The organism is Pseudomonas sp. PVC-5-1 (genome assembly GCF_057444345.1).
The window spans coordinates 4611416-4637890 of record NZ_CM172024.1; the positions used below are offsets into that span (position 1 = coordinate 4611416).

Below are 26475 nucleotides of genomic sequence, written 5' to 3' on the forward strand. Positions count from 1 at the left end.
CTCAAGACATCTCCAACGCCTGACGCGGCTCACGGCGCTGGTACCAGGTGGCCATCAGCACCAGTACCAGCAACACCCCGCCCAGCACCGCCGAAGAGCCGACCGTGCCGAAGTCCAAACCGCCCTTCTCGTGGGGTTTGGTGAGGAAGTCGCCCAAGGTGGCGCCGAACGGGCGGGTAAGCACGAACGCGACCCAGAACAACACTACGCCAGGGATGCGTGTCCAGTAGCGGGCCACCACTACCAAGGCGATGGCACTGCCGATCAACAGTGCGCCACCGGCAAAACCGAGCCCCGAGTCATCTGCCAGGTAATCGCCCAGCGCGGTGCCGAGGGTGTTGGAAAACAGGATCGCCACCCAGTAGAACAATTCGCCCGTGCGGTTCTTGATGCGGGTGACATCCAGCGGGTTGCCGCTCAGGCGCCATACCAGGAAGGTCAGCAGCAGGATGCCGATGAGGATGGCCGAACCCGCGGCGTAGCCCAGGCCCAGGGTGCGGTCCATGAAGTCGGACATGGTGGTGCCGGCGGTGCTGGTGGAGAGGATCACCAGCCAGTACAGCATCGGGTGGTAGCGGCGCGAGTACAGCTGGCCGAGCAAGGTCAGCAGGAACACGCTGATAAGCAGCAACGAACTGAGGGCATAGCCGATGTTCAGGGTCATCGACAGCAAATCCCCCGCCGTTTCGCCAAGGGTGGTAGCGCAGATCTTCATGACCCAGAAGGCCAAGGTGATTTGCGGAAGTTTGTTCATTGTTGTGCCGCTCCGGTTTGAGGTGCGGCGATGGTGCTGAGCAGCATTTGAAAAATCGGTTGGTGATGTATGAAAAATGCGTTCAGCAGCCTTCAATGACAGATTTTTCATCCTTAACGCCCCATTAACTCCACCGCCTCAAGCTGAAATGGCTGGCAGAACGTCGGCGCATGGGCGGACACATCCTGAGCCAGAACCGCTGCCCGAGCCACAAGATGCACGCCAATACATATCGAACAATTCGATTTTTAAGCGCTACTATTTGCGCTTTTTAATCAAATTAATCGGCGTAGGATTAAACCCATAGAAACAAAACAACCTCAAAAACCACTGGAGCAACGACCATGAAAAACAAACTGATCCTCACCCTGGCCCTCTCGGTTTTCGCTGCTGGCGCCTTCGCCGAAGATGGCTTCAACCGCACCAACGCCCACACCTTCGCAGCGACCCAGAGCCAATCCGCTGCCTACGCTGAAGATGGTTTCGACCGCACTGGCGGCCAGCGCTTCGCTGAAGATGGTTTCGACCGCACTGGTGGCCAGCGCTTCGCCGAAGACGGCTTCGACCGCACCGGTGGCCAGCGCTTCGCCGAAGACGGCTTCGACCGCACTGGTGGTCAACGCTTCGCCGAAGACGGCTTCGACCGCACTGGTGGTCAGCGCTTCGCCGAAGACGGCTTCGACCGCACTGGTGGTCAGCGCTTCGCCGAAGACGGCTTCAACCGCACCAACGCCCACCGCATCAGCTGATCCCTGATGCGAGCACCCAGCCCGGCTTCGGCCGGGCTTGATCATTTTCAGGCGGGCACAGGCTTGGCACACTAGGCGCCTTGTCCACCAGGAGGTAGGGCCAGCAAGCCCAGCACAGATGTATTACTACGAACCCGCAAAAGGCCACGGCCTGCCCCACGACCCGTTCAACGCCATCGTCGGCCCCCGCCCTATCGGCTGGATCTCCTCACAGGACCGCGAAGGCCGCCTGAACCTGGCGCCCTACAGCTTCTTCAACGCCTTCAACTACATCCCGCCAATCATCGGTTTCTGCAGCGTCGGGCGCAAAGACAGCCTGAACAACATCGAGCAGACCGGCGAGTTCGTCTGGAACCTGGCCACTCGCCCGTTGGCCGAGCAGATGAACCAGAGCTGCGCACCGGTTGCCGCCGAGGTAAGCGAATTCGAATTGAGCGGCCTCACCGCCACGCCATCGAGCATCGTCAATGTGCCGCGTGTCGGCGAAACCCCAGTGGCCTTCGAGTGCAAGGTCAGCCAGATCGTCCAGCTCAAGCGGGCCGACCAGGAACTGGTGCCCAGCTGGTTGATCCTGGGTGAAGTGGTGGCGGTGCACATTGCCGAGCACCTGTTGAAGAACGGTATCTACGATACCGCTGCCGCCGAGCCGATCCTGCGTGGTGGTGGCCCGGCAGACTATTTCGAGCTGGGCAACCTGTTCAAGATGGCCCGCCCACCGGCCTGATCACCAGATCAGCTCACCCTCTTCGCTGACGCCCTGCAGGCGTTGCAGCTCGGCCGTGGCCGCTTCATCGGCGGCCACGGCGCCCTTGAACACCTGGCCGTCGAGAATCTTGTGAAAGCGCGGCGCGCCGCCCATGCCCAGGGCCTTGACTGCGATGGCCGCGTTGTAGCCGCCACCTTCCACCGGGACCATCGCCGAAACCGCTTCGAAATGCGGGAATTCCCTACGTGCCATGTTGCTATCTACCTGGTTGATCAAGGGCAGCATCTTACCCTATTCACCTGTACCGGCCCTATCGCCGGCAAGCCAGCTCCCACAGGTGCTGCACCGCTCTCGAAACCTGCGATAAACCTGTGGGAGCTGGCTTGCCGGCGATAAGGCCAGAATAGGCAACACCTCAATCAAAGGTATGCAGATCCAGGCTGCTGACCACCTGCGCCTGTACCAACTCACCAAACACCTCCAGTGTCGGCGAAGCAAAATAGCCACTCATCGCCTGCTGGTCTTGCCAGCTGCCACTGAGCAACCATAAATCGGCATCAGCCTGCGAACGCTGCACCGAAAAACTCAGGCAGCCCGGTGCCCGCAACGAGGGCTCGAGCAGGTCACGCAGGCGCGCGCCCAGCTCCGCCGAGCGCCCGCTGCTGGCACGGATGAAAGCAAGGTGGGTGACCGGTTGTGTCGGGGTCATTGCACAATCTCCTTGAAGCAGGCGGACGAAAAAGCCAGGCTGCCAAGGTTAGGGCCTCGCCCGCGCGACGCGTTAGGCCATTACTGCACGCCGATTGCCTGATCCTGCAGCGCGGCAGGATCAGGCAATCGGCGTGCAGCTTTTGACTAGCGCCCGCTATTGCCCAAACCTATGCTGCGTCGGTCAGCAGAGGAAAGCCATCATGACCATCGCCACGTCCATCGACCCAAGCCTGGAACTGCAACGCCAGGAGCTGGCCGAGCTGATCCGCCGCCACGCCGGGGAGCCTCACGGCCCGGCATCAGCCATCGATGACCTGTACCTGGTGCGCTACACCGAAAACGTGCGCTCGGTACCGACGCTGGCGCAACCCGCGCTGTGCATCCTCGCCCAGGGTAGCAAAAGCCTGTTCCTGGGTGACGAGCAGTACGCCTACGACCCGCTGCACTACATGGTGGTCTCGGTAACCTTGCCGCTTAGCGGCGTAAAGCTCGACGCCAGCCCCGAGCACCCGAGCCTTGGCCTGCGCATGGACCTGGACCCAGCCGAAATAAGCCAACTGATCGCCGAAAGCGGGCCGATGCTGGTGCCCAACCGGCCTTCCGGTCGTGGCTTGTATGTGGAGAGAACCGACGCCGCGTTGCTCGACGCCTTGCTGCGGCTGATACGCCTGCTGGACACCCCTCGCGACATCGCGATGCTGGCGCCGCTGTTCCGCCGGGAGATTCTGTACCGCCTGCTGCGCGGGCCGCAGGGCTATCGGTTGTACGAAATTGCCTTGGCCAACAGCCAGACCCACCGCGTTTGTCAGGCCATCACCTGGCTCAACCAGAACTACCAGCGGCCTTTGCGCATCGAGGATCTGGCGCGTGAAGTCAACCTCAGCACCTCGACCTTGCACCACCGGTTCAAGGCCGTGACGTCGATGAGCCCGTTGCAGTACCAGAAGCAACTGCGCCTGCAGGAGGCACGGCGATTGATGCTCAATGACGGCCTCGAGGCAGCGGTGGCGGCCTACCGGGTGGGGTATGAAAGCCCGTCACAGTTCAGCCGTGAATACAGCCGGCTGTATGGCGCGCCGCCGATTCGTGATGTGGCCAGATTGCGGGCGACTGCTGGCTGAAGTTTTGAACGGCAGTACCGGCCCTTTCGCGGGCTCGCCCGCTCCCACAGGTACAGCACAATACTCAAAGCCTGTGCAAAAACCTGTGGGAGCGGGCAAGCCCGCGAAAGGGCCGATACTGGCAATAGATTTACTTCAACCCGACACAGCTCCCTGCCACTGATTCTGGTCAACCTGGATCAAGGTCGGCCCCTTGCGCTCCACTGCCTGCCCCAACGCCACCTGCAGCTGCGCCACATCTGCCACCTGCTCCGCCGCCGCGCCCAGGGCCCGCGCCACACCGATGAAGTCCGGCGTATGGATATCCACCCCGACTGGCTCGATGGCCCGGTTGACCATGTACTTCTTGATTTCCTCGTACCCCTGGTTGTTCCACAGCAGCACGATCAGCGGCACCTGCGCTTCCACCGCGCTGGCCAGCTCCGGCAAGGTGAACTGCAAACCGCCATCACCAATCAGGCACACCGCAGGGGCACGCTCACCGACCTGCTCCGCGCTGCCCAGCCAGGCGCCCATGGCCGCCGGCAATGCGTAACCCAAGGTGCCGTAGCCGGTCGAAGCGTTAAACCAACGGCGTGGCTGGTCCATGTCCAGGGTCAGGTTGCCGGTGTACACCGGCTGGGTCGAATCGCCCACCAGAATGGCATTGGGCAGACGCTCGAGAATCGCACTCAGCAGACGCGTCTGGCTCAAGGTCGGCTGGTCCCAACCCGCCGCCAGTGCCTGGCGCAGCTTGGCCACCCGAGCCTCGCCCCACGTGCTCTCACGCACGGATTGCGGCAGCGCCTGCAAGGCACCGAGCAGCGCCTCGGCGGCCAGTTCGGCATCGGCCACCAGCGACAGCTCCGGCAGGTAATTGCGCACGGTCTGGTCCGGGTCGATGTCGATGCGCAACAGGCTGCCCGGGATCTCGAAACCACCTTTGAAGGTGACGTCATAGTCGGTTTCGGCCAGTTCGGTGCCGATCGCCAGCACCACATCGGCGTCGGCCACCAGCGCCCGCGTGGCTGGCAGTGACTGGGTCGAGCCAATCTGCAGCGGGTGGCTGGCCGGCAGCAGCCCCTTGGCATTGATGGTCAGCGCCACCGGCGCCTGCAGGTGTTCGGCCAGGCGCGCCAGCGCAGCGCCCGCGGCCAATGCGCCGCCCCCGGCCAGGATCAATGGCCGCCGTGCATTGGCCAGGCGCTCGGCCATCTGCGCCACTGCCTGCGGCGCTGCCCCCGCCCGGTTGCTGCGCACCACGCGCCCCGGCAGCAGGTGATCGGCCGGTTCGACCAGCACGTCGAGCGGGATCTCGATATGCACCGGGCGCGGCCGGGCGCCTTCGAACACGGCGAATGCCCGAGCCAGCACCTGCGGCAGGTCATCGGCACTCATCAGGGTGTGGGAAAACGCCGCCACACCCGACACCAGCGCGGCCTGGTTGGGCAACTCATGCAGCTTGCCACGGCCACCGCCCAACTGGTCGCGGGATTGCACGCTGGAAATCACCAGCATCGGGATCGAGTCGGCATAGGCCTGGCCCATGGCGGTGGTGATGTTGGTCATGCCCGGGCCGGTGATGATGAAGCACACCCCCGGTTTGCCGCGGGTCCGCGCATAGCCGTCGGCCATGAACCCGGCCCCCTGCTCGTGGCGCGGGGTGACATGGCGGATGGACGAGCCGGCCAGGCCGCGGTAGAGCTCCACGGTATGTACACCAGGAATGCCGAAGACATGGTCAACGCCATAGCCTTCAAGGAGTTTTACCAGTACTTCGCCGCAGGTCGCCATTGGGTTTCACCGTGAATCTTGGTTGGGTTATGCCCCTATTGGACCCAGCCACGGCTATCGCCACAATGCAAAAAAACACATACTAGCCATGTTCTGCAATCATGGCTCAGCACAATGAAACGCCTCCCGCCCCTGCCCGCCCTGCATACCTTCCTGGTCACCGCCCAGCACTGCAATTTCACCCGTGCCGGGCAGCAGTTGCATATCACCCAGGGCGCCGTCAGCCGGCAGATCGCGGCCCTCGAAGAGCATCTGGGTTATGCCTTGTTCCAGCGCCAGGCCCGTGGGTTGAGCCTGACCCGTGAAGGCCAGGACTGGCTGCCAAGGGTGCAACAGGTATTTGCGCTGATTGAACAAGGGGTGCGCGAGGTGGGTGGGCGCAGCACTACCTTGCAGCTCAAGGCACCGACCTGCGTGATGCGCTGGCTGCTGCCACGCCTGATGGAATGGCAGGCGCTACGCCCGGATGTACCGGTGGAGCTGACCACCACGGTGCAACATGGAGTGGACTTTCGCCGCGAGGGTTTCGATGCGGCGGTGGTGTATGGCGATGCGCCGAACCATGGGCTGCGCGTGCGCAAGCTGTTCGATGAGCAGCTGACGCCGGTGTGCGCACCGTCATTGCGCGAGGGGCCGGTACCGTTGCAGCAGGTCGAGGACCTGGCGCGACACATGCTGCTGCACCCCTCGCGGAATGAGCATGACTGGCGGTTGTGGCTGCAGGCAGCCGGGGCAACGCTGGCCATTCAAGGCCCGAAGCAGCATTTCGAGACACTGGACATGGCGATGGCCATGGCCTCGCAGGGGACCGGCGTGGCTATCGGCGACTGGTCGCTGATCGGCGATGACTTGCGCGGGGGGCGGTTGTGCATGCCGTTTGCGCTGAAAGTGATGACCGGCAAGGGCTATTACCTGGTGAGCCAGGCCAAGAGCTTGCCGGCGGGGTTGGGGGAGTTGCTGGATTGGCTGGAACACCAGGCCAGCCAGTGAGGGCCTCTTCGCGGGCACGCCCGCTCCCACAGGTACAGCACAGATTCCAAGACCTGTGCTTTACCTGTGGGAGCGGGCGTGCCCGCGAAGCAGGCGACTCAATAGCCGACAGTGAAACGCTGCCGCGAATGCGCCGGTTTTTCCAGTTCATCGAGCATGGCAATCGCGTAATCGGCAAAGGTGATCCAGCTCTTGCCATCCGCGCCGATCAACAGATGATCCTTGCCCAGCTTGTAATGCCCGCTGCGCTCACCTTCAACGAACTCCGCCGACGGCGACAGGAAGGTCCAGTCCAGGTTCGGCTCCCGTTGCAACGCTTCCAGGAAACGCACTCCGGCAGTGGCATCGGCCTTGTATGCCTCGGGGAAGTCCGGGCTGTCGATCACCCGATGCCCAGACGGCAGCAACAGGCTGCCGGCCCCCCCCACCACCAGCAGGCGCCTGACCCCGGCCCGTTTGACTGGCTCGATGATGGCGTGTGGCTCGATGGTCGAGAAATGCGCCGCACTCAGCACCGCATCCACACCCGCGACCGCCGCTTGCAGGGCTGCGCTGTCCTTGGCATCCAGCGCCTTGACGGTCACCCCCTCCCGCCCCTGCAACCGCGACGGGTCGCGGGCGATGGCCAGCACACTGTGGCCACGGCGCAGGGCCTCTTCCAGCAACTGGCTGCCAGCGCGGCCAGTGGCACCGATGATTGCAATCTTGCTCATGGGATACTCTCCATCAGTTGAACGGAACTACCACTTCATCTCGCCCTTGGCGACCTTGGCCCCCAGCTCCAGCGAGCTTTCATCGGCCAGGCTCGGGTAACGTCGCTTCATCGCCGCGATCAACGCACCGGCGTCTTTCGCCTGGGCGGTCTCGGCATCGAAGTCACGAATGTAGTTCGCCGTGAAATGCACGGCCTCCAGCGATCGACTGCTGTCTTCCAGGTAATGCCCGGGGATGACCGTGCGCGGCGCCAGCGCTTCGATGTGCGCCAGGGTGCCGAGCCAGTCGGCGTGGGACTTGGCCGTTTGCGTGTCGGCCATCCACACATGAATGTTCTCCGACACCACCACGCCACCGACCACCGCCTTGATCGACGGGATCCACACAAAACTGCGGTCAGGTTGCGAGCCGTCGAGGCCGACCACCTCGAGGTCCTGCCCTTCCAGCGTCAGGCGGTTGCCTTCGAGCACCTGTGGCAGCACCAGCCGCGCCGGCTTGTCCGCGCCCATCTGCGGGCCCCAGTAGGCCAGCTTGGCATCCTTGGTCTGGCGGATATGGGCAACCGTGGCGGCCGACGCCAGCACCTTGGCGTCCGGGAAGGCCTGGGTCAGGGTATCCAGGCCGAAGTAGTAGTCCGGGTCGCCATGGCTGATGTAGATAGTGGTCAGCTGCTTGCCGCCTGCCCGCAGGCGCTGCACCAGCTGCTCGGCCTGGGCCTTGCCGAACTGGGCATCGACGAGGATGGCGTCGTGCTCGCCGCTGACGATCACCGAACTGACCGGGAAGATCGCCTCGTGCCCGGGGTTGTAAACCTCCAGCCGCAAGGGGTCGGCAGCCAGCGCCGGGCCGGCCAGGGTCACACAGGCCAGCAGCAGGCCACGCAAGGGAGTGAAAAGAGACATCGCAAACGCCCGTCAGATGAACAATGCCCAACAGCTTAGTTGCCCAATCCGTGACAAAAAATGCGATGCTCGAACATAGTTTGTTTCTGAAACCGGGCAAATCATGGACCGTCTCAACGCCATGCGCGTTTTCGTCACCGTCGTCGACCTGGGCAGCCAGTCGGCGGCGGCGGATCATCTGCAACTGTCGCGGCCAGTGGTATCGCGCTACCTGGCAGAGCTGGAAGACTGGGTTGGCGCACGGCTGATGCAGCGCACCACACGCAAGCTCAGCCTCACCGCCGCCGGCCAGGAAACCCTGCCCCGCTGCCGGCAATTGCTGGAATTGGCTGGCGACCTGCAGGCCGCGGTGCAGCAGCCGGATGACGCGCCCAAGGGCGCGCTGCGCATCAGCGTCAGCACCTCCTTCGGCCAGGCCCAACTGGTGGATGCTGTGGCCGCTTACGTCCAACGCTACCCCGGGGTGAAGGTGGAACTACAGATGCTCGATCGCACGGTCAACCTGGTGGACGAGCGCATCGACCTGGCCATCCGCACCAGCAATGACCTGGACCCCAACCTTATCGCCCGGCGCCTGAGCGTATGCCGCTCGGCAGTGTGTGCGGCACCGGCCTACCTGCGCGAGCACGGCACGCCGCAACGGGTCGAGGAACTGAGCCGGCACAACTGCCTGACACATGCCTACTTCGGCCACAGCCTGTGGCATTTCGAGGTAGCCGGCCAGCAAGTCGCCGTGCCAGTGGCGGGGAACATCAGTGCCAACGAGGCGATGACACTGCAGAAGGCGGCGCTGGCCGGCGCAGGTATCGCCATGCTGCCGACCTACCAGGCCGCGCAGGCCCTGCGCCGGGGTGAACTGGTGCGCCTGCTGCCCGAAGCCAGCCCGCGCGAGCTGAACCTGAATGCGGTGTACACCTCACGCAAGCACATGCCGGCGACCTTGCGCAGCATGCTGGATTTTCTTGTGCAGCGGTTCAAGGACGAACCGGAGTGGGATCAGGACTTGTAAAGCCGCTCCTACAGGAATGGCATTGTCACTCCTCGACGCTCATGTACTCCTTGGCCCAGCGGATGTAGTCCTCGGGCTGGGTGTAGGTGTGCGAGAGTTCGGTGGCGCTGAGGTTTTCCGACTTGTTCTGCTGGCCGCGCTGCAGCCGCAGGCAATCGTAGGTGGCCTTGATCGCGGCAAAGTAGGCCGCGTGACCATCGACCACGATGCGCACGCCCAGGCGTGCCAGGCGCTCGTCGTCACGCAGGTTCGGGTTGCCGTAGGTCACCAGCATCAATGGCACCGTCAAGTGCTCGGCAATCTGCTCGAGTTGCTCGAAGTCCTTCACCCCCACCATGCAGATGCCATCGGCTCCGGCCTTCTGGTAGCTCTGGGTACGCACGATGATTTCTTCGGTGGTGAGCACGCCAGCGTTGGTCCGGGCAATGATCGACAGCGACGAATCGACCCGTGCCTCCAACGCCGCACGGATCTTGCCGACGCCCTCTTCAACCGGGATCAAGTCGGTGGACTTGCGCCCGAACTGGGCAGGTAGCAGGGTGTCCTCGATGGTCAGCGCAGCCACGCCGGCGCGCTCCAGTTCGATGACCGTGCGCATGACGTTCAGCGCGTTGCCATAGCCGTGGTCGGCGTCAGCCAGCACCGGCAGTTGTGCCACGCGACCAATACGGGTGGCCTGCTCGACGAACTCGCTGAGGGTGATCAGGGCGAAGTCCGGTGCAGCCAGTACCTGCAGCGAAGCGACGGAGCCACCGAGGATGCCGACCTCGAAGCCCAGGTCTGCGGCAATGCGTGCCGACATCGGGTCGAACACCGATGCGGTGTGATAACAGGAACCTGAAGCGAGCAGCTCGCGGAAGGCAAAACGCAGATCTTGATGGGAAGCCTTGGGCATGATCACTCCGCAAAATAAGTTGAAATTCGAACGGTAACTACCGACCCCTGTAATCGGGTCTACCTGGCCTGTTCCAACCGTCGCCATCTGGGCGGTCATGCTCGACATGCAGGCAGAGGAATAAAAGGTGTGGGAGACAGCGGCGCAAAAACCTGCGGCATAATGTTGCACCAAGCTGGTGCAAACCCCCGATTTTCGGCCTCTGTGGCATACCAACGATATCACGCAGCCATGCAGCACTGAATGAATGCGCCAATGCCGATCTTGCATAGGGGATGCAGATAGTGGATAGGAAGCTACCTAACTCAGGTTACAATTTCGGGGCCCCTTCGCGGGCACGCCCGCTCCCACAGGTACACCACAGCCTTCAAGCCCTGTGTTGTACCTGTGGGAGCGGGCGTGCCCGCGAAGAGGCCTCAACCGATAAACAAGGTATCCCCGTGACCGCCGCCCTGCCCCCCACCACCCTGCGCAACGTGCTCACCGCCCTGATGCTGGCGATCTTCCTCGGCGCCCTGGACCAGACCATCGTTGCCGTCTCGCTGCCGGCGATCTCGGCGCAGTTCAACGATGTCGGCCTGCTGGCCTGGGTCATCTCCGGCTACATGGTGGCGATGACCGTGGCCGTGCCGATCTACGGCAAGCTGGGCGACCTGTACGGGCGGCGCAGGATGATCCTCACCGGCATCAGCCTGTTCACCCTGGCCTCGATCGCCTGCGCCCTGGCCCAGGACATGCAGCAACTGGTGCTGGCCCGGGTACTGCAGGGCATTGGTGCCGGCGGCATGGTCTCGGTGAGCCAGGCGATCATCGGCGACTTCGTGCCCCCGCGAGAGCGCGGCCGCTACCAGGGCTATTTCAGCAGCATGTACGCGGTGGCCAGCGTCGCCGGGCCGGTGCTGGGCGGCTGGCTGACCGAATACCTGTCATGGCGCTGGGTGTTCTGGATCAACCTGCCGCTGGGGCTGGTTGCACTGTGGGCGATCCGCCGCGCCCTCGGCGGCATGCCGGCGCAGCGCCGCGAGGCGCAGGTGGACTACCTTGGCGCCGTGCTGCTGATCCTCGGCCTGGGTAGCCTGTTGCTGGGCATTACCCTGGTCGGCCAGGGCCACGCCTGGGCCGACCCGGCCGTGCTGGCCCTGTTCGCCTGCGCCGCGCTGGGCCTGATGCTGTTCATCGCCCATGAACGCCGCTGCCGGGATCCACTGCTGCCACTCGGCCTGTTCGGCAACCGCGTGGCGGTGCTGTGCTGGGGCGTGATCTTCTTCGCCAGCTTCCAGTCGATCTCCCTGACCATGCTCATGCCGTTGCGCTACCAGGGCATCACCGGTGCCGGCGCCGACAGTGCTGCCCTGCACCTCCTGCCGCTGGTGATGGGGCTGCCCATGGGTGCCTTCACCGGCGGGCGCATGACCAGCCTGACCGGGCGCTACAAGCCGCAGATCCTGGCCGGCGCACTGCTGATGCCACTGGCCATTTTCGCCATGGCGCTGACCCCGCCGCAGTCGGTCTTGCTCAGTGCACTGTTCATGCTGCTGACCGGCATCGCTTGCGGGCTGCAGTTCCCGACCTCGCTGGTAGGCACGCAAAGCGCGGTGGACAGCAAGGACATCGGCGTGGCCACCAGCACCACCAACCTGTTCCGCTCGCTGGGCGGGGCCATGGGAGTGGCGTGCATGTCCAGCATGCTGCTGGCGCTGCTGCACCAGGGCGGGTTCGAGTCGCTGGGTAATCCGTTGCTGGGGAGCCTGAAGGCCGGTGAAGTGGACCTGGTGACACAGGGGCGGTTGCTCGAGACGTTCCGGCAGTTGTTGATGGGGAGTGCCGGGGTAGCCGTGCTGGGACTGTTTGCAGCGTTTGCATTGCCCGACCGGCAACTGCGCGGACGCTAGAAGCTACGCGATCTCTGTGGGAGCGGCCTTGTGTCGCGAAAGGGCCGCGACGCGGCCCCAGGATTTCAGCAGTGATGCACAAATTGCCGGGGCTGCTGCGCAGCCCTATCGCGACACAAGGCCGCTCCCACAGGATCTGTGATTTGTTCAAGGTCATCCGGAAGCATTAATCCCCCCTTAACACAAAGGGGTAACACTCCCTCACAATCCTTAACAAAGTGTCATTTGCGCAGAGCCGGGCTCAAGCGCAGCATATCCAGCCCGGTGTCGACCCATTTTTCGACATCCTTCAACAAATCGACACTGTCAGGCAGCAACAGCCAGCGCCCGATCAGGCCATCGACATAGGCGAACATGGCCACCGCCGCGCGCTCGACATCAAGCTCGCCTGGCAACTGGCCCCGGCGCACGGCATTGGCCAACGCCAGGGTGATGCCCTTGTGGCAATCCAGCACAGCAGCCTGGCGCTGCTGGCGAATTTCACACATGTCATCGGTGAACTCGCACTTGTGATGCAGGATTTCGTTGATACGCCTGGTTCGGGCATCGAGCACCAGCTCGTTGAACACTTGCAGCAACAGCTTGCGCATGCAGCCAAGCGGGTCCACTTCGTCCTCGCTTTCGCTCGCCCGCGCCAGGTGGTCATGGGTTTCATGCAGGCTGTCGAGCAACGCCTGCACCAACTCGGCCTTGTTGTTGAAATGCCAGTAGATCGCTCCTCGCGTCACACCCGCCAGTTCGGCGATGTCGGCCAGGGTGGTTCGCGCAACCCCGCGCTTGTAGAAGGCCTTTTCCGCCGCCTCGATGATCTGGGCGCGGGTTTCCTGGGCTTCTTCTTTGGTTCGACGGACCATGGCAGTACAAACCTCATCTGCCCCGAACGCGCGGCGCGTGCGGGGAACACTCCGGGGGCACCTCTGCAGGGCGCCTCGCGGGGGAGCTAATCAAGAGCTGTGGCAGTACCCGAGTACAACCCAGCGGTATTTACAAACAACCATGAATGTAAGTATATTCCTTAGCAAGCTATTTATCCACCGGATAGCAATTTTTCCAGATCAAGACTCTTCCATTACTCTTGAGCGTCTCCCAGCTCCAGCGACCCGAGGATCCTCATGCAATTCAAGCCAGCCGTTACCGCTCTGGTTTCCGCCGTCGCCCTGGCAACCCTGCTCAGTGGCTGTAAGAAAGAAGAAGCAGCGCCAGCGGCGCAGGCTCCTCAGGTCGGCGTCGTGACCATCCAGCCCCAAGCCTTCACCCTGACCTCGGAATTACCGGGGCGTACCACTGCCTACCGCGTCGCCGAAGTGCGCCCGCAGGTCAACGGCATCATCCTCAAGCGCCTGTTCAAGGAAGGCAGTGAGGTCAAGGAAGGCCAGCAGCTGTACCAGATCGACCCTGCCGTGTACGAAGCCAACCTGGCCAATGCCCAGGCCAACCTGCAGGCCACCCGCTCGCTGGCCGAGCGCTACAAGCAGCTGATCGACGAACAGGCTGTCTCCAAGCAGGAATACGACGACGCCAATGCCAAACGATTGCAGGCCGAGGCTTCGCTCAAAAGCGCGCAGATCGACCTGCGCTACACCAAGGTCCTGGCACCGATCAGCGGCCGTATCGGCCGTTCTTCGTTCACCGAAGGTGCACTGGTGAGCAATGGCCAGGCCAACGCCATGGCTACCATCCAGCAACTCGACCCGATCTACGTCGACGTAACCCAGTCCACCGCCGAACTCCTCAAGCTGCGCCGTGACCTGGAAAGCGGCCAGCTGCAAAAGGCCGGCGACAACGCCGCCTCGGTGCAGCTGGTGCTGGAAGACGGCAGCCTGTTCAAGCAGGAAGGCCGCCTGGAGTTCTCCGAAGTCGCGGTCGACGAGACCACCGGCTCGGTCACCCTGCGCGCCCTGTTCCCCAACCCCGATCACACCCTGCTGCCAGGCATGTTCGTGCATGCGCGGCTCAAGGCCGGGGTCAACGCCAACGCCATCCTGGCCCCGCAACAGGGCGTGACCCGCGACCTGAAAGGCGCGCCGACCGCGCTGGTGGTCAACCAGGAGAACAAGGTCGAACTGCGCCAGCTCAAGGCCAACCGTACCCTGGGCAGCGACTGGCTGATCGAGGAAGGCCTGAACCCGGGCGACCGCCTGATCACCGAAGGGCTGCAGTACGTGCGCCCGGGCGTCGAGGTCAAGGTCAGCGAAGCCACCAACGTCAAGAAGCCGGCCAGCCCTGTTCAGGCCAACGCGGCGAAAGCAGACGCCAAAGCGGAGTAAACCATGTCGAAGTTCTTTATCGATCGCCCGATCTTCGCCTGGGTGATCGCCTTGGTGATCATGCTGGTCGGCGCCTTGTCGATCCTGAAGCTGCCGATCAACCAGTACCCCAGCATCGCGCCGCCGGCCATCGCCATCGCCGTGACCTACCCGGGCGCCTCGGCGCAAACCGTGCAGGACACCGTGGTACAGGTGATCGAGCAGCAGCTCAACGGTATCGACAACCTGCGTTATGTGTCGTCGGAGAGTAACTCCGACGGCAGCATGACCATTACCGCCACCTTCGAGCAGGGCACTAACCCAGACACTGCGCAGGTGCAGGTGCAGAACAAGCTGAACCTGGCTACCCCGCTGCTGCCGCAGGAAGTGCAGCAGCAAGGTATCCGCGTCACCAAGGCAGTGAAGAACTTCCTGCTGGTGATCGGCCTGGTGTCCGAAGACGGCAGCATGACCAAGGACGACCTGGCCAACTACATCGTTTCCAACATGCAGGACCCGATCTCGCGTACCGCGGGTGTGGGTGACTTCCAGGTGTTCGGTGCGCAGTACGCCATGCGTATCTGGCTCGATCCGGCCAAGCTGAACAAGTTCCAGCTGACCCCGGTCGACGTCAAGACCGCCGTGGCCGCGCAGAACGTGCAGGTGTCCTCCGGCCAGCTCGGCGGCCTGCCGGCCATGCCGGGTACCCAGCTGAACGCCACCATCATCGGCAAGACCCGCCTGCAGACTGCCGAGCAGTTCGAGAAGATCCTGCTCAAGGTCAACAGCGACGGTTCGCAGGTGCGTCTGGGTGATGTCGCCCAGGTTGGCCTGGGTGGTGAAAACTATGCCGTCAGCGCCCAGTTCAACGGCAAGCCGGCCTCCGGCCTGGCAGTTAAACTGGCTACCGGTGCCAACGCCCTGGACACCGCCAAGGCCCTGCGCCAGACCATCGCCGACCTGGAACCGTTCTTCCCGCCTGGGGTGAAAGCGGTATTCCCGTATGACACCACCCCGGTGGTCACCGAATCGATCAGTGGCGTTATCCACACCCTGATCGAAGCCGTGGTCCTGGTGTTCCTGGTGATGTACCTGTTCCTGCAGAACTTCCGCGCCACCATCATCACCACCATGACCGTACCGGTTGTGTTGCTGGGTACCTTCGGCATCCTTGCCGCTGCCGGCTTCAGCATCAACACCCTGACCATGTTCGCCATGGTCCTGGCCATCGGCTTGCTGGTGGACGACGCCATCGTCGTGGTGGAGAACGTCGAGCGGGTGATGTCCGAGGAAGGCTTGCCGCCCAAGGAAGCGACCAAGCGCTCGATGGAGCAGATCCAGGGTGCCCTGGTGGGTATCGCCCTGGTGCTGTCGGCGGTACTGCTGCCCATGGCGTTCTTCGGCGGCTCCACAGGTGTGATCTACCGGCAGTTCTCCATCACCATCGTCTCGGCCATGGGCCTGTCGGTGCTGGTGGCGCTCATCTTCACCCCGGCCCTGTGCGCCACCATGCTCAAGCCGCTGAAGAAGGGCGAGCACCATGTGGCCAAGCGCGGCTTCTTTGGCTGGTTCAACCGCAACTTCGACCGCAGCGTAACCGGCTACGAGCGCAGCGTGGGCACCATCCTGCGCAACAAGGTACCGTTCCTGCTGGCCTACGCGCTGATCGTGGTCGGCATGATCTGGCTGTTCGCCCGCATCCCTACCGCATTCCTGCCGGAAGAAGACCAGGGCGTATTGTTCGCCCAGGTACAGACCCCGGCCGGCTCCAGTGCCGAGCGCACCCAGGTGGTGGTCGACCAGATGCGTGAGTACCTGCTCAGCGAAGAGGCCGACACCGTGGCTTCGGTGTTCACCGTCAACGGCTTCAACTTCGCCGGCCGTGGCCAGAGCTCGGGTATGGCATTCATCATGCTCAAGCCGTGGGATGAACGCTCCAAGGAAAACAGCGTGTTCGCCCTTGCCCAGCGCGCTCAGCAGCACTTCTTCACCTTCCGCGATGCGATGGTGTTCGCCTTTGCCCCGCCTGCGGTGCTCGAACTGGGTAACGCCACCGGCTTCGACGTGTTCCTGCAGGACCGCGGCGGTGTCGGCCATACCAAGCTGATGGAAGCGCGCAACCAGTTCCTGGCCAAGGCCGCGCAGAGCAAGATCCTCAGCGCCGTGCGCCCGAACGGCCTGAACGACGAGCCGCAGTACCAGCTGACCATCGATGACGAGCGTGCCAGCGCCCTGGGTGTGACCATCGCCGACATCAACAACACCCTGTCGATTGCCTTGGGTGCCAGCTACGTCAACGACTTCATCGACCGTGGCCGGGTCAAGAAGGTGTACATCCAGGGCGAGCCGAACGCGCGGATGAGCCCGGAAGACCTGCAGAAGTGGTACGTGCGCAATGGCGCCGGCGAAATGGTGCCGTTCTCCTCCTTCGCCAAGGGCGAATGGACCTACGGTTCGCCGAAACTGTCGCGTTACAACGGCGTCGAGGCAATGGAAATCCTCGGTGCTCCGGCCCCGGGCTACAGCACCGGTGAAGCCATGGCCGAGGTCGAGCGCATTGCTGGCGAACTGCCAAGCGGCATCGGCTTCTCCTGGACCGGCATGTCCTACGAGGAAAAACTCTCCGGTTCGCAGATGCCGGCACTGTTCGCCCTCTCGGTACTGTTCGTGTTCCTGTGCCTGGCAGCCCTGTACGAAAGCTGGTCGATCCCGATCGCCGTGGTACTGGTAGTACCGCTGGGTATCATCGGTGCCCTGATCGCCACCAGCCTGCGCGGGTTGTCCAACGACGTGTACTTCCTGGTCGGCCTGTTGACCACCATCGGCCTGGCGGCGAAAAACGCCATCCTGATCGTCGAATTCGCCAAGGAACTGCACGAGCAAGGCCGCAGCCTGTACGACGCGGCGATCGAGGCGTGCCGCATGCGTCTGCGCCCGATCATCATGACCTCGCTGGCGTTCATCCTCGGCGTGGTACCGTTGACTATCGCCAGCGGCGCCGGCGCCGGCAGCCAGCATGCCATCGGTACTGGCGTGATCGGCGGCATGATCAGTGCGACCGTGCTGGCTATCTTCTGGGTACCACTGTTCTTCGTCGCAGTGTCGTCACTGTTCGGCAGCAAAGAGCCGGAAAAAGACGTCACCCCTGAAACTCCACGTTATGAGGCTGGGCAATGACCAAGTCTTTGTTGTCCCTGGCAGTAACCGCTTTCATTCTTGGCGGCTGCTCGCTGATCCCTGACTACCAGACCCCGGAATCGCCGGTGGCTGCGCAGTGGCCGCAAGGCCCGGCTTACTCGCCGACGCAGTCGGCGGAGGTTGCCGCCGCCGAACAGGGCTGGCGTCAGTTCTTCCACGACCCGGCCCTGCAGCAGCTGATCCAGACCGCGCTGGTGAACAACCGCGACCTGCGCGTTGCCGCGTTGAACATCGACGCCTACCGTGCGCAGTACCGCATCCAGCGTGCCGACCTGTTCCCTGCGGTTTCGGCCAACGGTAGCGGCAGCCGCCAGCGCGTACCGGCGAACATGTCGCAGACGGGCGAAGCGGGCATCACCAGCCAGTACTCGGCCACCCTGGGCGTCAGCGCCTATGAGCTGGACCTGTTCGGCCGCGTACGCAGCCTGACCGAGCAGGCCCTGGAAACCTACCTGTCCAGCGAACAGGCGCGTCGCTCCACGCAGATCAGCCTGGTGGCCAGCGTGGCCAACGCCTACTACACCTGGCAGGCCGACCAGGCGCTGTTCAAGCTGACCGAAGAAACGCTGAAGACCTACGAGGAAAGCTACAACCTCACCCGTCGCAGCAACGAAGTCGGCGTAGCCTCGGCACTCGACGTCAGCCAGGCGCGTACCGCCGTGGAAGGCGCCCGGGTCAAGTACTCGCAGTACCAGCGCCTGGTCGCCCAGGACGTCAACAGCCTGACCGTGCTGCTGGGCACCGGCATTCCCGCCGACCTGGCCAAGCCGCTGGAGCTCAATGCCGACCAACTGGCCGAAGTACCGGCCGGCCTGCCGTCGGACATCCTCCAGCGTCGCCCGGACATCCAGGAAGCCGAGCACCTGCTCAAGGCCGCCAATGCCAACATTGGCGCGGCCCGCGCAGCGTTCTTCCCGAGCATCAGCCTGACCGCCAATGCCGGCAGCCTGAGCCCCGACATGGGCCACCTGTTCTCGGGCGGCCAGGGCACCTGGCTGTTCCAGCCGCAGATCAACCTGCCGATCTTCAACGCCGGCAGCCTGAAGGCCAGCCTGGACTACTCGAAGATCCAGAAGGACATCAACGTCGCCAAGTACGAAAAGACCATCCAGACCGCGTTCCAGGAAGTCTCCGATGGCCTGGCGGCGCGCAAGACCTTCGAAGAGCAGCTGCAGGCGCAACGCGACCTGGTGCAGGCGAACCAGGACTACTACCGCCTGGCCGAACGCCGCTATCGCATCGGTATCGACAGCAACCTGACCTTCCTCGACGCGCAGCGCAACCTGTTCAGCGCCCAGCAGGCACTGATCGGCGACCGCTTGTCGCAGCTGACCAGCGAGGTCAACCTGTACAAGGCGCTTGGCGGTGGTTGGTACGAGCAGACCGGGCAGGCCAACAACCAGCAGGCAGCGGTGGAAGCACCGAAGAGCTGATTGAAGCTGTCAAAGCATCAAGCCCACCCTCGCGGTGGGCTTTTTGTTTTGTGTTGCCTGGACCAGCCTCTTCGCGGGCTCGCCCGCGAAGAGGCCAGCACAGGAAAAACAATTAACCAACCAGAACATTCCGTTCGATTATCGCCCGTTTCCGTTTGTGGCGAATTGCCTCACCCCTGCCCTACCCCGCACCATCCTCCCCACGCAACGTTGCCCCGGTTCATCCCAAAAGACCCGCACCTGCAGGCCGCATCCTGCAGCGTACCGGCTCGCCCATAAAAACAAGAGATCCACGACAGATGAGCACTTTGCAACCCGCACGCCAGCTGCTGCCCGGCCTGTTGGCCATGTCCTGCGCACTCCCCGTGTTCGCCGCCGACGAAGGTGGTTTCCTGGAGGACGCCAAGGCCACCCTCAACCTGCGCAACTTCTACATCAACCGCAACTTCGTCGACCCGGCCCACCCGCAGGCCAAGGCCGAGGAGTGGACGCAGAGCTTCATCCTCGACGCCCGTTCCGGCTTCACCCAGGGCACCGTCGGTTTCGGCGTGGACGTACTGGGCCTGTACTCGGTCAAGCTCGACGGCGGCAAAGGCACCACCAACACCCACCTGCTGCCGGTGCACGATGATGGCCGCCCGGCCGATGACTTCGGCCGCCTGGGCGTGGCACTGAAAGCCAAGCTGTCCGAAACCGAGCTGAAAGTGGGTGAATGGATGCCGGTACTGCCGATCCTGCGCTCGGACGATGGCCGCTCGCTGCCGCAGACCTTCCGCGGCGGCCAGCTGACCTCGAAGGAAATCGCCGGACTGACCCTGTACGCCGGCCAGTTCCGCGGCAACAGCCCGCGCAACGACGCCAGCATGGAAGACATGTCGATGAACGGCAAGGCAGCGTTCACCTCCGACCGTTTCAACTTTGGCGGCGGCGAATACACCTTCAACGACAAGCGCACCATGATCGGCCTGTGGAATGCTCAGCTCAAGGACATCTACCGCCAGCAGTACCTCAACCTGGTGCACAGCCAACCCCTGGGCGACTGGACCCTGGGCGCCAACCTGGGCTACTTCATCGGCAAGGAAGACGGCGCCGAACGCGCTGGCGAACTGGACAACCGCACCGCCTCGGCCATGCTCTCGGCACGCTATCAGGGCCACACCATCTACGTCGGCCTGCAGAAAGTCAGCGGCGACGACGCCTGGATGCGGGTGAACGGCACCAGCGGCGGCACTCTGGCAAACGACAGCTACAACTCCAGCTTCGACAACGCCAAGGAACGCTCATGGCAGGTGCGCCATGACTTCAACTTCGCCACCGTCGGCGTGCCAGGCCTGACCCTGATGAACCGCTACATCAAGGGTGACAACGTGACCGCAGGCGGTGTGGACGATGGCAAGGAATGGGCGCGGGAAACCGAGTTGGCCTATGTGGTGCAGTCGGGCAGCTTCAAGGACCTGTCGGTGAAGTGGCGCAACTCCACCATGCGCCGGGACTTCAGCACCAACTCGTTCGATGAGAACCGGTTGATCCTGAGTTACCCGCTGAATCTCCTCTGAATTCTTCGCGGGACCGCACCAGCCTTGAAACCTGTGCGGTCCCTGTGGGAGCGGGCATGCCCGCGAAGAGGCCAGAAGCTACAACAAATAACCCTAAGCTATAAACAAATCAATAAACCTTCTTTGACGACATATGCAGCAACCGCTTGAATAGGCCCCTGATCCCCGCCCCAGAGCTATGACATGGACCTCCGTCAGCTGCGCTACTTCATCGCCCTCACCGAATACCGCAGCTTCGTCCGTGCCGCCGAGGCCATGGGCATCACCCAACCCGCCTTCAGCCGTGCCATACAGAGTCTGGAACACAGCTTCGGCTGCCCACTGGTCGACCGCGCCAGCAAAGCCCTGCCGCCCACCCCCGAAGGCCTGGTGGTGCTGCAACATGCCCGGCGCCTGGTACAAGGTGCCGCGCAGCTGAGCAACGAAGTGCTGCAGATGACCAAGCTCGACGCCGGCGAGTTGCATTTCGGCAGCGGCCCGGCGCTGGCCGTGCGCCTGGTGCCCGATGCCCTGCGCCACTTTCTCGAACGCCACCCGGGCATCCGCACCTCACTGCTGGTAGACAACGCCGAACGCCTCGGCCAGGCCCTGCGCCGCGAGCAGATCGAATTTTTCGTCGACGATATCCGACCGTTCGAAGCCGATCCCAACTTTCACACCGAGCCCCTTTCAACGCGCCCCGGCCTGTTCTTCTGCCGCCCGGGGCACCCATTGCTGGCCAAGGACAGCCTGTCGACCAACGACCTGTTCAGCTACCCGCTGGCCAGCGCCCTGCTCGCCCCCGGTGTGCGCAAGCGCCTGGCCAACCTGAGCGGGCGCAGCGATTTCACCCCGCACCTGCAAACCGAGCACCTGGCCGTGCTGCGCAGTGTGGTGCAGGCCAGCGATGCCATCGGCACCGCCAGCGAGGAAGCAGTTGCCGAAGACCTGGCCAGCGGCCGGCTGGTGCGCCTGCACTGGCGCAACCTGCCACCGGCGCTGGAAGTGCTGAGTGTGCGCTGTGGCGTGGTCAGCCGCAGCGGTTACCGGCTGTCGCCGGCGGCGCGAGCGATGATCGAGACGCTGGTGGGGCTGGATATGCCAGTGCGGGCTGCTGCCATTCGCTGAGCTGATGATGGTGGCAGGAGCGGGCTATCCTGAGCTATATCGGTCGCCTGTACCGCCCCATTCGCGGGTGAACCCGCTCCCACAGGTACAGCGCAGCCCTCAGGAGTTGTAGTGACTCTGTGGGAGCGGATTTACCCGCGAAGAGGCCGGAACAGCAATACACCTCGATCAGGCAACCAGGGAGGCACAACAATGAAAACCCTCGTCGACCACCTGAGCCAATACGCCAGCTACCACCGCGACCCACGCAACATCGCCACCCACTTCGTCGGCATCCCGATGATCGTGCTGGCGGTCACTATCCTGCTGTCGCGCCCAGGCTGGGAGGTAGCCGGCATGTGGCTGTCCCCTGCCCTGCCTGCGGCGGCGGCCTCGGTCTGGTTCTACCTGCGCCTGGACCTGCGCTTCGGCCTGGTGATGGGGTTGTTGCTTGGGCTATGCCTGTGGGTCGGCCAGGTGCTGGCGATGCAGACGACAGCGCTGTGGCTCGGCACCGGGCTGGGAGCGTTCGTGGTGGGCTGGATCATCCAGTTCGTCGGCCATTACTACGAAGGCCGCAAACCGGCGTTTGTCGACGATGTCAGCGGATTGATCATCGGGCCGTTGTTCGTGGTGGCAGAAGCGGCATTCATGCTCGGCCTGTGCCCGGCCCTGAAGCAAGCCGTGGAAAGCAACGCCGGCCCAGTGGCCATGCGGCAGAAGAATGCGGCCATGTAAACATTCCATGGCCCAATCGCCGGCAAGCCAGCTCCCACAGGAACTGCACTGCCCTCAAGCCTGATGCAATCCCTGTGGGAGCTGGCTTGCCGGCGATTGGGCCGGTACAGCCATTACTGCTGTCGCGACTCCACACCCAGCTCATCCCACACCGACTCAGCCATGTGGAAGGTGGCATTGGCCGCCGGAATGCCGCAATAGATCGCGCTCTGCATCAGCACTTCCTTGATCTCGTCGCGGGTCACGCCGTTGTTGGCCGCCGCGCGCAGGTGCAGCTTCAGCTCGTCGTTGCGGTTCATGCCAATCAGCATGGCGATGGTGATCAGGCTACGGGTATGGCGCGGCAGGCCCGGGCGGGTCCAGATGTCACCCCAGGCGTGGCGGGTGATCATCTCCTGGAACTCGCCGTTGAATTCGTTGAGCTTCTCCAGGCTGCGGTCCACGTGGGCATCGCCAAGCACTGCGCGGCGTACTTGCATGCCGGCGTCGTAACGTTGTTTCTCGTCCATGGCGGTATCCTCAGTGAGCCAGCAGGAAGTCGAGCACACGGCGGCTGAACGCCTCGCCGATCTCGACGTTGGACAGGTGCGCCGCCGGGAAGTCGACGTACTCGGCACCCGCGATACCGGCCTGCATGAAGCGGCCGTGCTCCGGAGTGGTCACCACGTCCTCGGTACCGGCAACGATCAGCGCCGGCACCTGGATACGGCCCAGTTGCTCGCGGTAATCGGCATCACGCACCGCCGCGCAGTTGCCGGCATAACCTTGCGGGCTGGTTTGCGCCAGCATCTGGCAGATGCGCTGGGCCTGCGCTGGCTGGGCCTGGGCGAAGCCTGGGGTGAACCAGCGGGCGATGGAGGCATCGCGCAGGTCGACCATGGCCTGCTGCCCGCCCTTGAGCACGGTGTCGATACGGGTGTTCCACACCTCGTCGTTGGCGATCTTGGCGGCGGTGTTGCACAGGGTCAGGCTGTGCAGGCGCTCGCCTGCGTTGATGCCCAGCCACTGGCCGATCAAGCCGCCCATCGACAGGCCGACGAAGTGCGCCTTGGCGATATCCAGGCCATCGAGCAGGGCCAGCACGTCACGGCCCAGCTGTTCCATGCTGTAGGGGCCTTCAGTGACCAGCGACCCACCGTGGCCACGGGTATCGTAGCGCAGCACGCGCAAGTGCTGGCTCCACAGTGGAATCTGCGTGTCCCACATGCCCAGGTCGGTGCCCAGCGAGTTGGACAGGACCAGCACCGGGGCGTTTTCCGGGCCATCGATCTGGTAATTCAAAACGCCATCGGCCAGTTGCAAGTGCGCCACAGCGGTCTCCTTCAGGCAGTGAAACGTTGATGTTCGGACACGGCGCGCGCCACCCAGACGCGGGCCTGGCCCAGGTAATGGGCAGGGTCGAGCAAGCGATCGAGTTCTTCGGCAGACAGCTCGGCACTGACCTGCGGCTCTTCACCCAGCACGGTGCGCAGGTGGCGCTGTTCGGCCACAGCGCGCTGGCAGCACTGCTCCAGCAGGTGATGGGCGTGGTCGCGGCCCAGGCGCTGGGCGAGGACGATGCTCACCGCTTCGGCCAGCACCAGGCCCTGGGTCAGGTCGAGGTTACGGCGCATGCGCGCGGCATCCACTTCCATGCCCTCGGCAATCACCTGGGCCTGGCGCAGCGCACCAGATACCAGGCAGCAGATGTCCGGCAGGGTTTCCCATTCGGCATGCCACAGACCGAGGCTGCGCTCGTGCTCCTGGGGCATGGCGGCGAACAGCGTAGAGACCAGCCCCGGCACGCGGGTCGCGGCGCCGATCAGCACCGCGGCGCCGACAGGGTTGCGCTTGTGCGGCATGGTCGAAGACCCACCCTTGCCCGGCGCGGAAGGCTCGAACAGTTCCCCCGCCTCGGTCTGCATCAGCAAGCTGACATCGCGGCCGAACTTGCCCAGGCTACCAGCGATCAGGCCCAGCACCGAGGCAAACTCCACCAGGCGGTCGCGCTGGGTGTGCCAGGGCTGCTCGGGCAGGGTCAGCTTGAGCTGCTCGGCCAGGGCTTCGGCTACCGGCATCGCCTTGCTGCCCAACGCCGCCAGGCTGCCCGAGGCGCCGCCGAACTGCAGCACCAGCAAGCGTGGGCGCAGCTCCTGCAAGCGCTGGCGGTGACGGGTCAAGGCGCCCAGCACGCCGGCCAGTTTCATCCCCAAGGTCACGGGGGTGGCGTGCTGCAGCCAGGTGCGCCCCACCAGCGGCGTGTCGGCGTGCTGCAAAGCCTGGCGCGACAGGGTATCGGCGAGCTTGCCTAGATCGGCTTCGATCAGGTCGAGGGCAGCACGCAGCTGCAGGACCAGCCCGGTGTCCATCGCGTCCTGGCTGGTGGCGCCCAGGTGCACATAGCGCTCGGCTTCGGGCACGCCACTGGCAATCACCTTGCCCAACGCCTTCACCAGCGGGATCGCCGAGTTGCCAGCAGTGGCGATGGCATTGGCCAGCGCGCCAACGTCATAGCGCTCGGCGTGGCACGCCGCCTCGATGGCCGCTACAGCGCTATGCGGGACCAGCCCGGCAGCAGCCTCGGCCCGCGCCAGCGCCGCCTCGAAATCGAGCATGCCCTGCAGGCGGCCACGGTCGGAGAAGATCTCGCGCATGGCCGGTGCGGTGAAGTAGGCGTCGAACAGTTGGTTGGTCATGCCACGTCCTTAATTATCGTGGTGCAGGTACGCGGCCTGCTTCGGCAGGCGCAGGCTGAACAGGAAGGCAATCGCCATCATCGCCGTCACGTACCAGTAGAAAGTGTTTTCCATGCCCAAGGTCTTCAGGCCCAGGGCCACGTACTCGGCCGAACCGCCGAACGCCGCGTTTGCCACTGCATAGGCCAGGCCCACACCCAGTGCGCGCACCTGCGGCGGGAACATCTCGGCCTTCACCAGGCCGCTGATCGAGGTGTAGAAACTGACGATACACAACGCCAGGGAAATCAGCACGAAGGCCATGAAAGGGCTGCTCACGGTCTTCAGCGCCATCAGCAACGGCACGGTGAACAGCGTACCCAGGGCACCGAACAGCATCATCGAGTTACGCCGGCCGATGCGGTCGGAGAGCATGCCGAAGAACGGCTGCAGCACCATGAACAGGAACAGCGCGCCGGTCATCACGTAGCTGGCGTTTTTTGCGGTCATGCCAGCGGTGTTGACCAGGTACTTCTGCATGTAGGTGGTGAAGGTATAGAAGATCAGCGAACCGCCCGCGGTATAGCCGAGCACGGTGATGAAGGCCGCCGCATGGTCGCGGAACAGGCCCTTGATGGTGCCTGCATCCTTGTCCTGGCGGGTTTCGGCGCTGCTGGTCTCATGCAGCGAGCGGCGCAGCATCAGCGAGATCAGTGCAGCAATGGCACCGACCACGAACGGAATGCGCCAGCCCCAGGCGCGCAGCTCTTCTTCGGTGAGCAACTGCTGCAGGATCACCACCACCAGCACCGCCAGCAACTGGCCGCCGATCAGGGTCACGTACTGGAACGAGGCGAAGAAACCGCGCTGGCCGCGCAGGGCTACTTCACTCATGTAAGTGGCAGTGGTGCCGTACTCGCCGCCTACCGACAGGCCCTGGATCAACCGGGCCAGCAAAAGCAGCGCCGGGGCCCAGGTGCCGATGCTGGCATAGGTAGGCAGGCAGGCGATCATCAGGGAGCCGAAGCACATCATCAGCACCGAGATCATCAGGGAATTCTTGCGACCATGGCGGTCAGCGAGGCGGCCGAAGATCCAGCCACCGATGGGGCGCATCAGAAAGCCCGCGGCGAACACGCCTGCCGTGTTCAACAACTGCACGGTGGGGTCGTCGGAGGGGAAGAAAGCCGGGGCAAAGTAGATCGCGCAGAAGGCATAGACGTAGAAGTCGAACCATTCCACCAGGTTGCCTGAAGAGGCACCAACGATAGCGAAGATGCGTTTGCTGCGTTCTTCGCCGGTGTAATAGGTTGAGGTCATGGTGAGTTTACTCCTGGAGGGTCGCAGG

At 63.7% G+C, this 26475-nt stretch carries 24 protein-coding genes; 12 read left to right on the forward strand and 12 right to left on the reverse strand.

Annotated features, from left to right (window positions below):
* Nucleotide 1: 1 nt before the first annotated feature.
* On the reverse strand, nucleotides 2–754 hold the full coding sequence (locus tag AC2T3R_RS21085; protein WP_025340470.1) for a COG4705 family protein: 753 nt from the start codon (nucleotides 752–754) through the stop codon (nucleotides 2–4).
* Nucleotides 755–1098: 344 nt separating this feature from the next.
* Between AC2T3R_RS21085 and AC2T3R_RS21090 the strand changes: the two genes are divergently transcribed.
* Both AC2T3R_RS21090 and AC2T3R_RS21095 read left to right on the forward strand, forming a co-directional pair.
* Nucleotides 1099–1503 carry a hypothetical protein gene (locus tag AC2T3R_RS21090; protein ID WP_003258434.1) on the forward strand — a complete coding sequence of 135 codons (405 nt, stop codon included), beginning with the start codon at nucleotides 1099–1101 and terminating at the stop codon, nucleotides 1501–1503.
* A 118-nt stretch (nucleotides 1504–1621) separates the two neighbouring features.
* A complete protein-coding gene (locus AC2T3R_RS21095; protein WP_410951805.1) occupies nucleotides 1622–2227 on the forward strand; it encodes a flavin reductase family protein in 606 nt (201 codons plus the stop codon).
* Here AC2T3R_RS21095 and AC2T3R_RS21100 read toward each other — a convergent pair whose 3' ends face one another.
* Nucleotides 2228–2494, reverse strand: a complete 267-nt coding sequence (locus tag AC2T3R_RS21100) for a hypothetical protein (protein WP_015271637.1) — start codon at nucleotides 2492–2494, stop codon at nucleotides 2228–2230.
* 130 nt (nucleotides 2495–2624) lie between these two features.
* On the reverse strand, nucleotides 2625–2918 hold the full coding sequence (locus tag AC2T3R_RS21105) for a putative quinol monooxygenase (RefSeq protein WP_015271638.1): 294 nt from the start codon (nucleotides 2916–2918) through the stop codon (nucleotides 2625–2627).
* 202 nt (nucleotides 2919–3120) lie between these two features.
* Between AC2T3R_RS21105 and AC2T3R_RS21110 the strand changes: the two genes are divergently transcribed.
* Nucleotides 3121–4041: an AraC family transcriptional regulator gene (locus AC2T3R_RS21110; protein ID WP_003258430.1), complete on the forward strand. Its 921-nt coding sequence runs from the start codon at nucleotides 3121–3123 to the stop codon at nucleotides 4039–4041.
* A 135-nt stretch (nucleotides 4042–4176) separates the two neighbouring features.
* Here the strand turns inward: AC2T3R_RS21110 and AC2T3R_RS21115 are convergent, their stop codons facing one another.
* Nucleotides 4177–5814 (reverse strand): 5-guanidino-2-oxopentanoate decarboxylase, encoded by a 1638-nt coding sequence (locus AC2T3R_RS21115; protein WP_410951806.1) that lies wholly within the window; start codon nucleotides 5812–5814, stop codon nucleotides 4177–4179.
* Nucleotides 5815–5928: 114 nt separating this feature from the next.
* Between AC2T3R_RS21115 and AC2T3R_RS21120 the strand changes: the two genes are divergently transcribed.
* Complete coding sequence (locus tag AC2T3R_RS21120) at nucleotides 5929–6804, forward strand: LysR substrate-binding domain-containing protein (protein WP_015271640.1); 876 nt, start codon at nucleotides 5929–5931, stop codon at nucleotides 6802–6804.
* A 98-nt stretch (nucleotides 6805–6902) separates the two neighbouring features.
* On the opposite strand, the gene AC2T3R_RS21125 is transcribed toward AC2T3R_RS21120, so the two are convergent.
* Nucleotides 6903–7517: an NAD(P)-dependent oxidoreductase gene (locus AC2T3R_RS21125; RefSeq protein ID WP_410951808.1), complete on the reverse strand. Its 615-nt coding sequence runs from the start codon at nucleotides 7515–7517 to the stop codon at nucleotides 6903–6905.
* Nucleotides 7518–7544: 27 nt separating this feature from the next.
* Nucleotides 7545–8420: an MBL fold metallo-hydrolase gene (locus AC2T3R_RS21130; RefSeq protein WP_410951809.1), complete on the reverse strand. Its 876-nt coding sequence runs from the start codon at nucleotides 8418–8420 to the stop codon at nucleotides 7545–7547.
* 103 nt (nucleotides 8421–8523) lie between these two features.
* On the opposite strand from AC2T3R_RS21130, the gene AC2T3R_RS21135 reads away from it, so the two are divergent.
* Nucleotides 8524–9429 (forward strand): LysR family transcriptional regulator, encoded by a 906-nt coding sequence (locus AC2T3R_RS21135; RefSeq protein ID WP_486744222.1) that lies wholly within the window; start codon nucleotides 8524–8526, stop codon nucleotides 9427–9429.
* A 25-nt stretch (nucleotides 9430–9454) separates the two neighbouring features.
* Here the strand turns inward: AC2T3R_RS21135 and AC2T3R_RS21140 are convergent, their stop codons facing one another.
* Nucleotides 9455–10324, reverse strand: coding sequence for an isocitrate lyase/PEP mutase family protein (locus AC2T3R_RS21140; protein ID WP_003259571.1), 870 nt, complete (start codon nucleotides 10322–10324; stop codon nucleotides 9455–9457).
* Nucleotides 10325–10764: 440 nt separating this feature from the next.
* On the opposite strand from AC2T3R_RS21140, the gene AC2T3R_RS21145 reads away from it, so the two are divergent.
* Nucleotides 10765–12216: an MDR family MFS transporter gene (locus AC2T3R_RS21145; protein ID WP_410951811.1), complete on the forward strand. Its 1452-nt coding sequence runs from the start codon at nucleotides 10765–10767 to the stop codon at nucleotides 12214–12216.
* Nucleotides 12217–12437: 221 nt separating this feature from the next.
* Here AC2T3R_RS21145 and ttgR read toward each other — a convergent pair whose 3' ends face one another.
* On the reverse strand, nucleotides 12438–13070 hold the full coding sequence (gene ttgR / locus AC2T3R_RS21150; protein WP_013974034.1) for an efflux transport transcriptional regulator TtgR: 633 nt from the start codon (nucleotides 13068–13070) through the stop codon (nucleotides 12438–12440).
* Between the two features lie 258 nt (nucleotides 13071–13328).
* On the opposite strand from ttgR, the gene ttgA reads away from it, so the two are divergent.
* The 6 genes from ttgA (at nucleotide 13329) to AC2T3R_RS21180 (ending at nucleotide 22473) form a co-directional block, all read left to right on the forward strand.
* Nucleotides 13329–14483 (forward strand): toluene efflux RND transporter periplasmic adaptor subunit TtgA, encoded by a 1155-nt coding sequence (gene ttgA / locus AC2T3R_RS21155; RefSeq protein WP_013974035.1) that lies wholly within the window; start codon nucleotides 13329–13331, stop codon nucleotides 14481–14483.
* A gap of 3 nt (nucleotides 14484–14486) precedes the next feature.
* The gene (gene ttgB, locus AC2T3R_RS21160) at nucleotides 14487–17639 is read left to right on the forward strand and encodes a multidrug efflux RND transporter permease subunit TtgB (RefSeq protein ID WP_015271645.1); all 3153 of its coding nucleotides are present in this window, start codon (nucleotides 14487–14489) and stop codon (nucleotides 17637–17639) included.
* The gene (locus AC2T3R_RS21165) at nucleotides 17636–19093 is read left to right on the forward strand and encodes an AdeC/AdeK/OprM family multidrug efflux complex outer membrane factor (protein ID WP_013974037.1); all 1458 of its coding nucleotides are present in this window, start codon (nucleotides 17636–17638) and stop codon (nucleotides 19091–19093) included. Before ttgB ends, AC2T3R_RS21165 begins: the two co-directional genes overlap by 4 nt.
* A gap of 299 nt (nucleotides 19094–19392) precedes the next feature.
* Nucleotides 19393–20649 (forward strand): OprD family porin, encoded by a 1257-nt coding sequence (locus tag AC2T3R_RS21170; protein ID WP_015271646.1) that lies wholly within the window; start codon nucleotides 19393–19395, stop codon nucleotides 20647–20649.
* A gap of 183 nt (nucleotides 20650–20832) precedes the next feature.
* Nucleotides 20833–21756 carry a LysR family transcriptional regulator gene (locus AC2T3R_RS21175; protein ID WP_015271647.1) on the forward strand — a complete coding sequence of 308 codons (924 nt, stop codon included), beginning with the start codon at nucleotides 20833–20835 and terminating at the stop codon, nucleotides 21754–21756.
* Nucleotides 21757–21948: 192 nt separating this feature from the next.
* Complete coding sequence (locus AC2T3R_RS21180) at nucleotides 21949–22473, forward strand: Mpo1 family 2-hydroxy fatty acid dioxygenase (RefSeq protein WP_015271648.1); 525 nt, start codon at nucleotides 21949–21951, stop codon at nucleotides 22471–22473.
* Between the two features lie 113 nt (nucleotides 22474–22586).
* On the opposite strand, the gene pcaC is transcribed toward AC2T3R_RS21180, so the two are convergent.
* Genes pcaC through AC2T3R_RS21200 form a run of 4 tightly spaced genes read right to left on the reverse strand, consistent with a single transcriptional unit; the run spans nucleotide 22587 to nucleotide 26447 of the window.
* Nucleotides 22587–22982, reverse strand: a complete 396-nt coding sequence (gene pcaC / locus AC2T3R_RS21185; protein WP_054571991.1) for a 4-carboxymuconolactone decarboxylase — start codon at nucleotides 22980–22982, stop codon at nucleotides 22587–22589.
* 10 nt (nucleotides 22983–22992) lie between these two features.
* A complete protein-coding gene (gene pcaD, locus AC2T3R_RS21190) occupies nucleotides 22993–23784 on the reverse strand; it encodes a 3-oxoadipate enol-lactonase (protein WP_102083286.1) in 792 nt (263 codons plus the stop codon).
* Nucleotides 23785–23795: 11 nt separating this feature from the next.
* Nucleotides 23796–25148, reverse strand: a complete 1353-nt coding sequence (locus AC2T3R_RS21195; protein WP_054571992.1) for a 3-carboxy-cis,cis-muconate cycloisomerase — start codon at nucleotides 25146–25148, stop codon at nucleotides 23796–23798.
* 9 nt (nucleotides 25149–25157) lie between these two features.
* The gene (locus AC2T3R_RS21200; RefSeq protein WP_013974043.1) at nucleotides 25158–26447 is read right to left on the reverse strand and encodes an MFS family transporter; all 1290 of its coding nucleotides are present in this window, start codon (nucleotides 26445–26447) and stop codon (nucleotides 25158–25160) included.
* Between the last annotated feature and the right edge of the window lie 28 nt (nucleotides 26448–26475).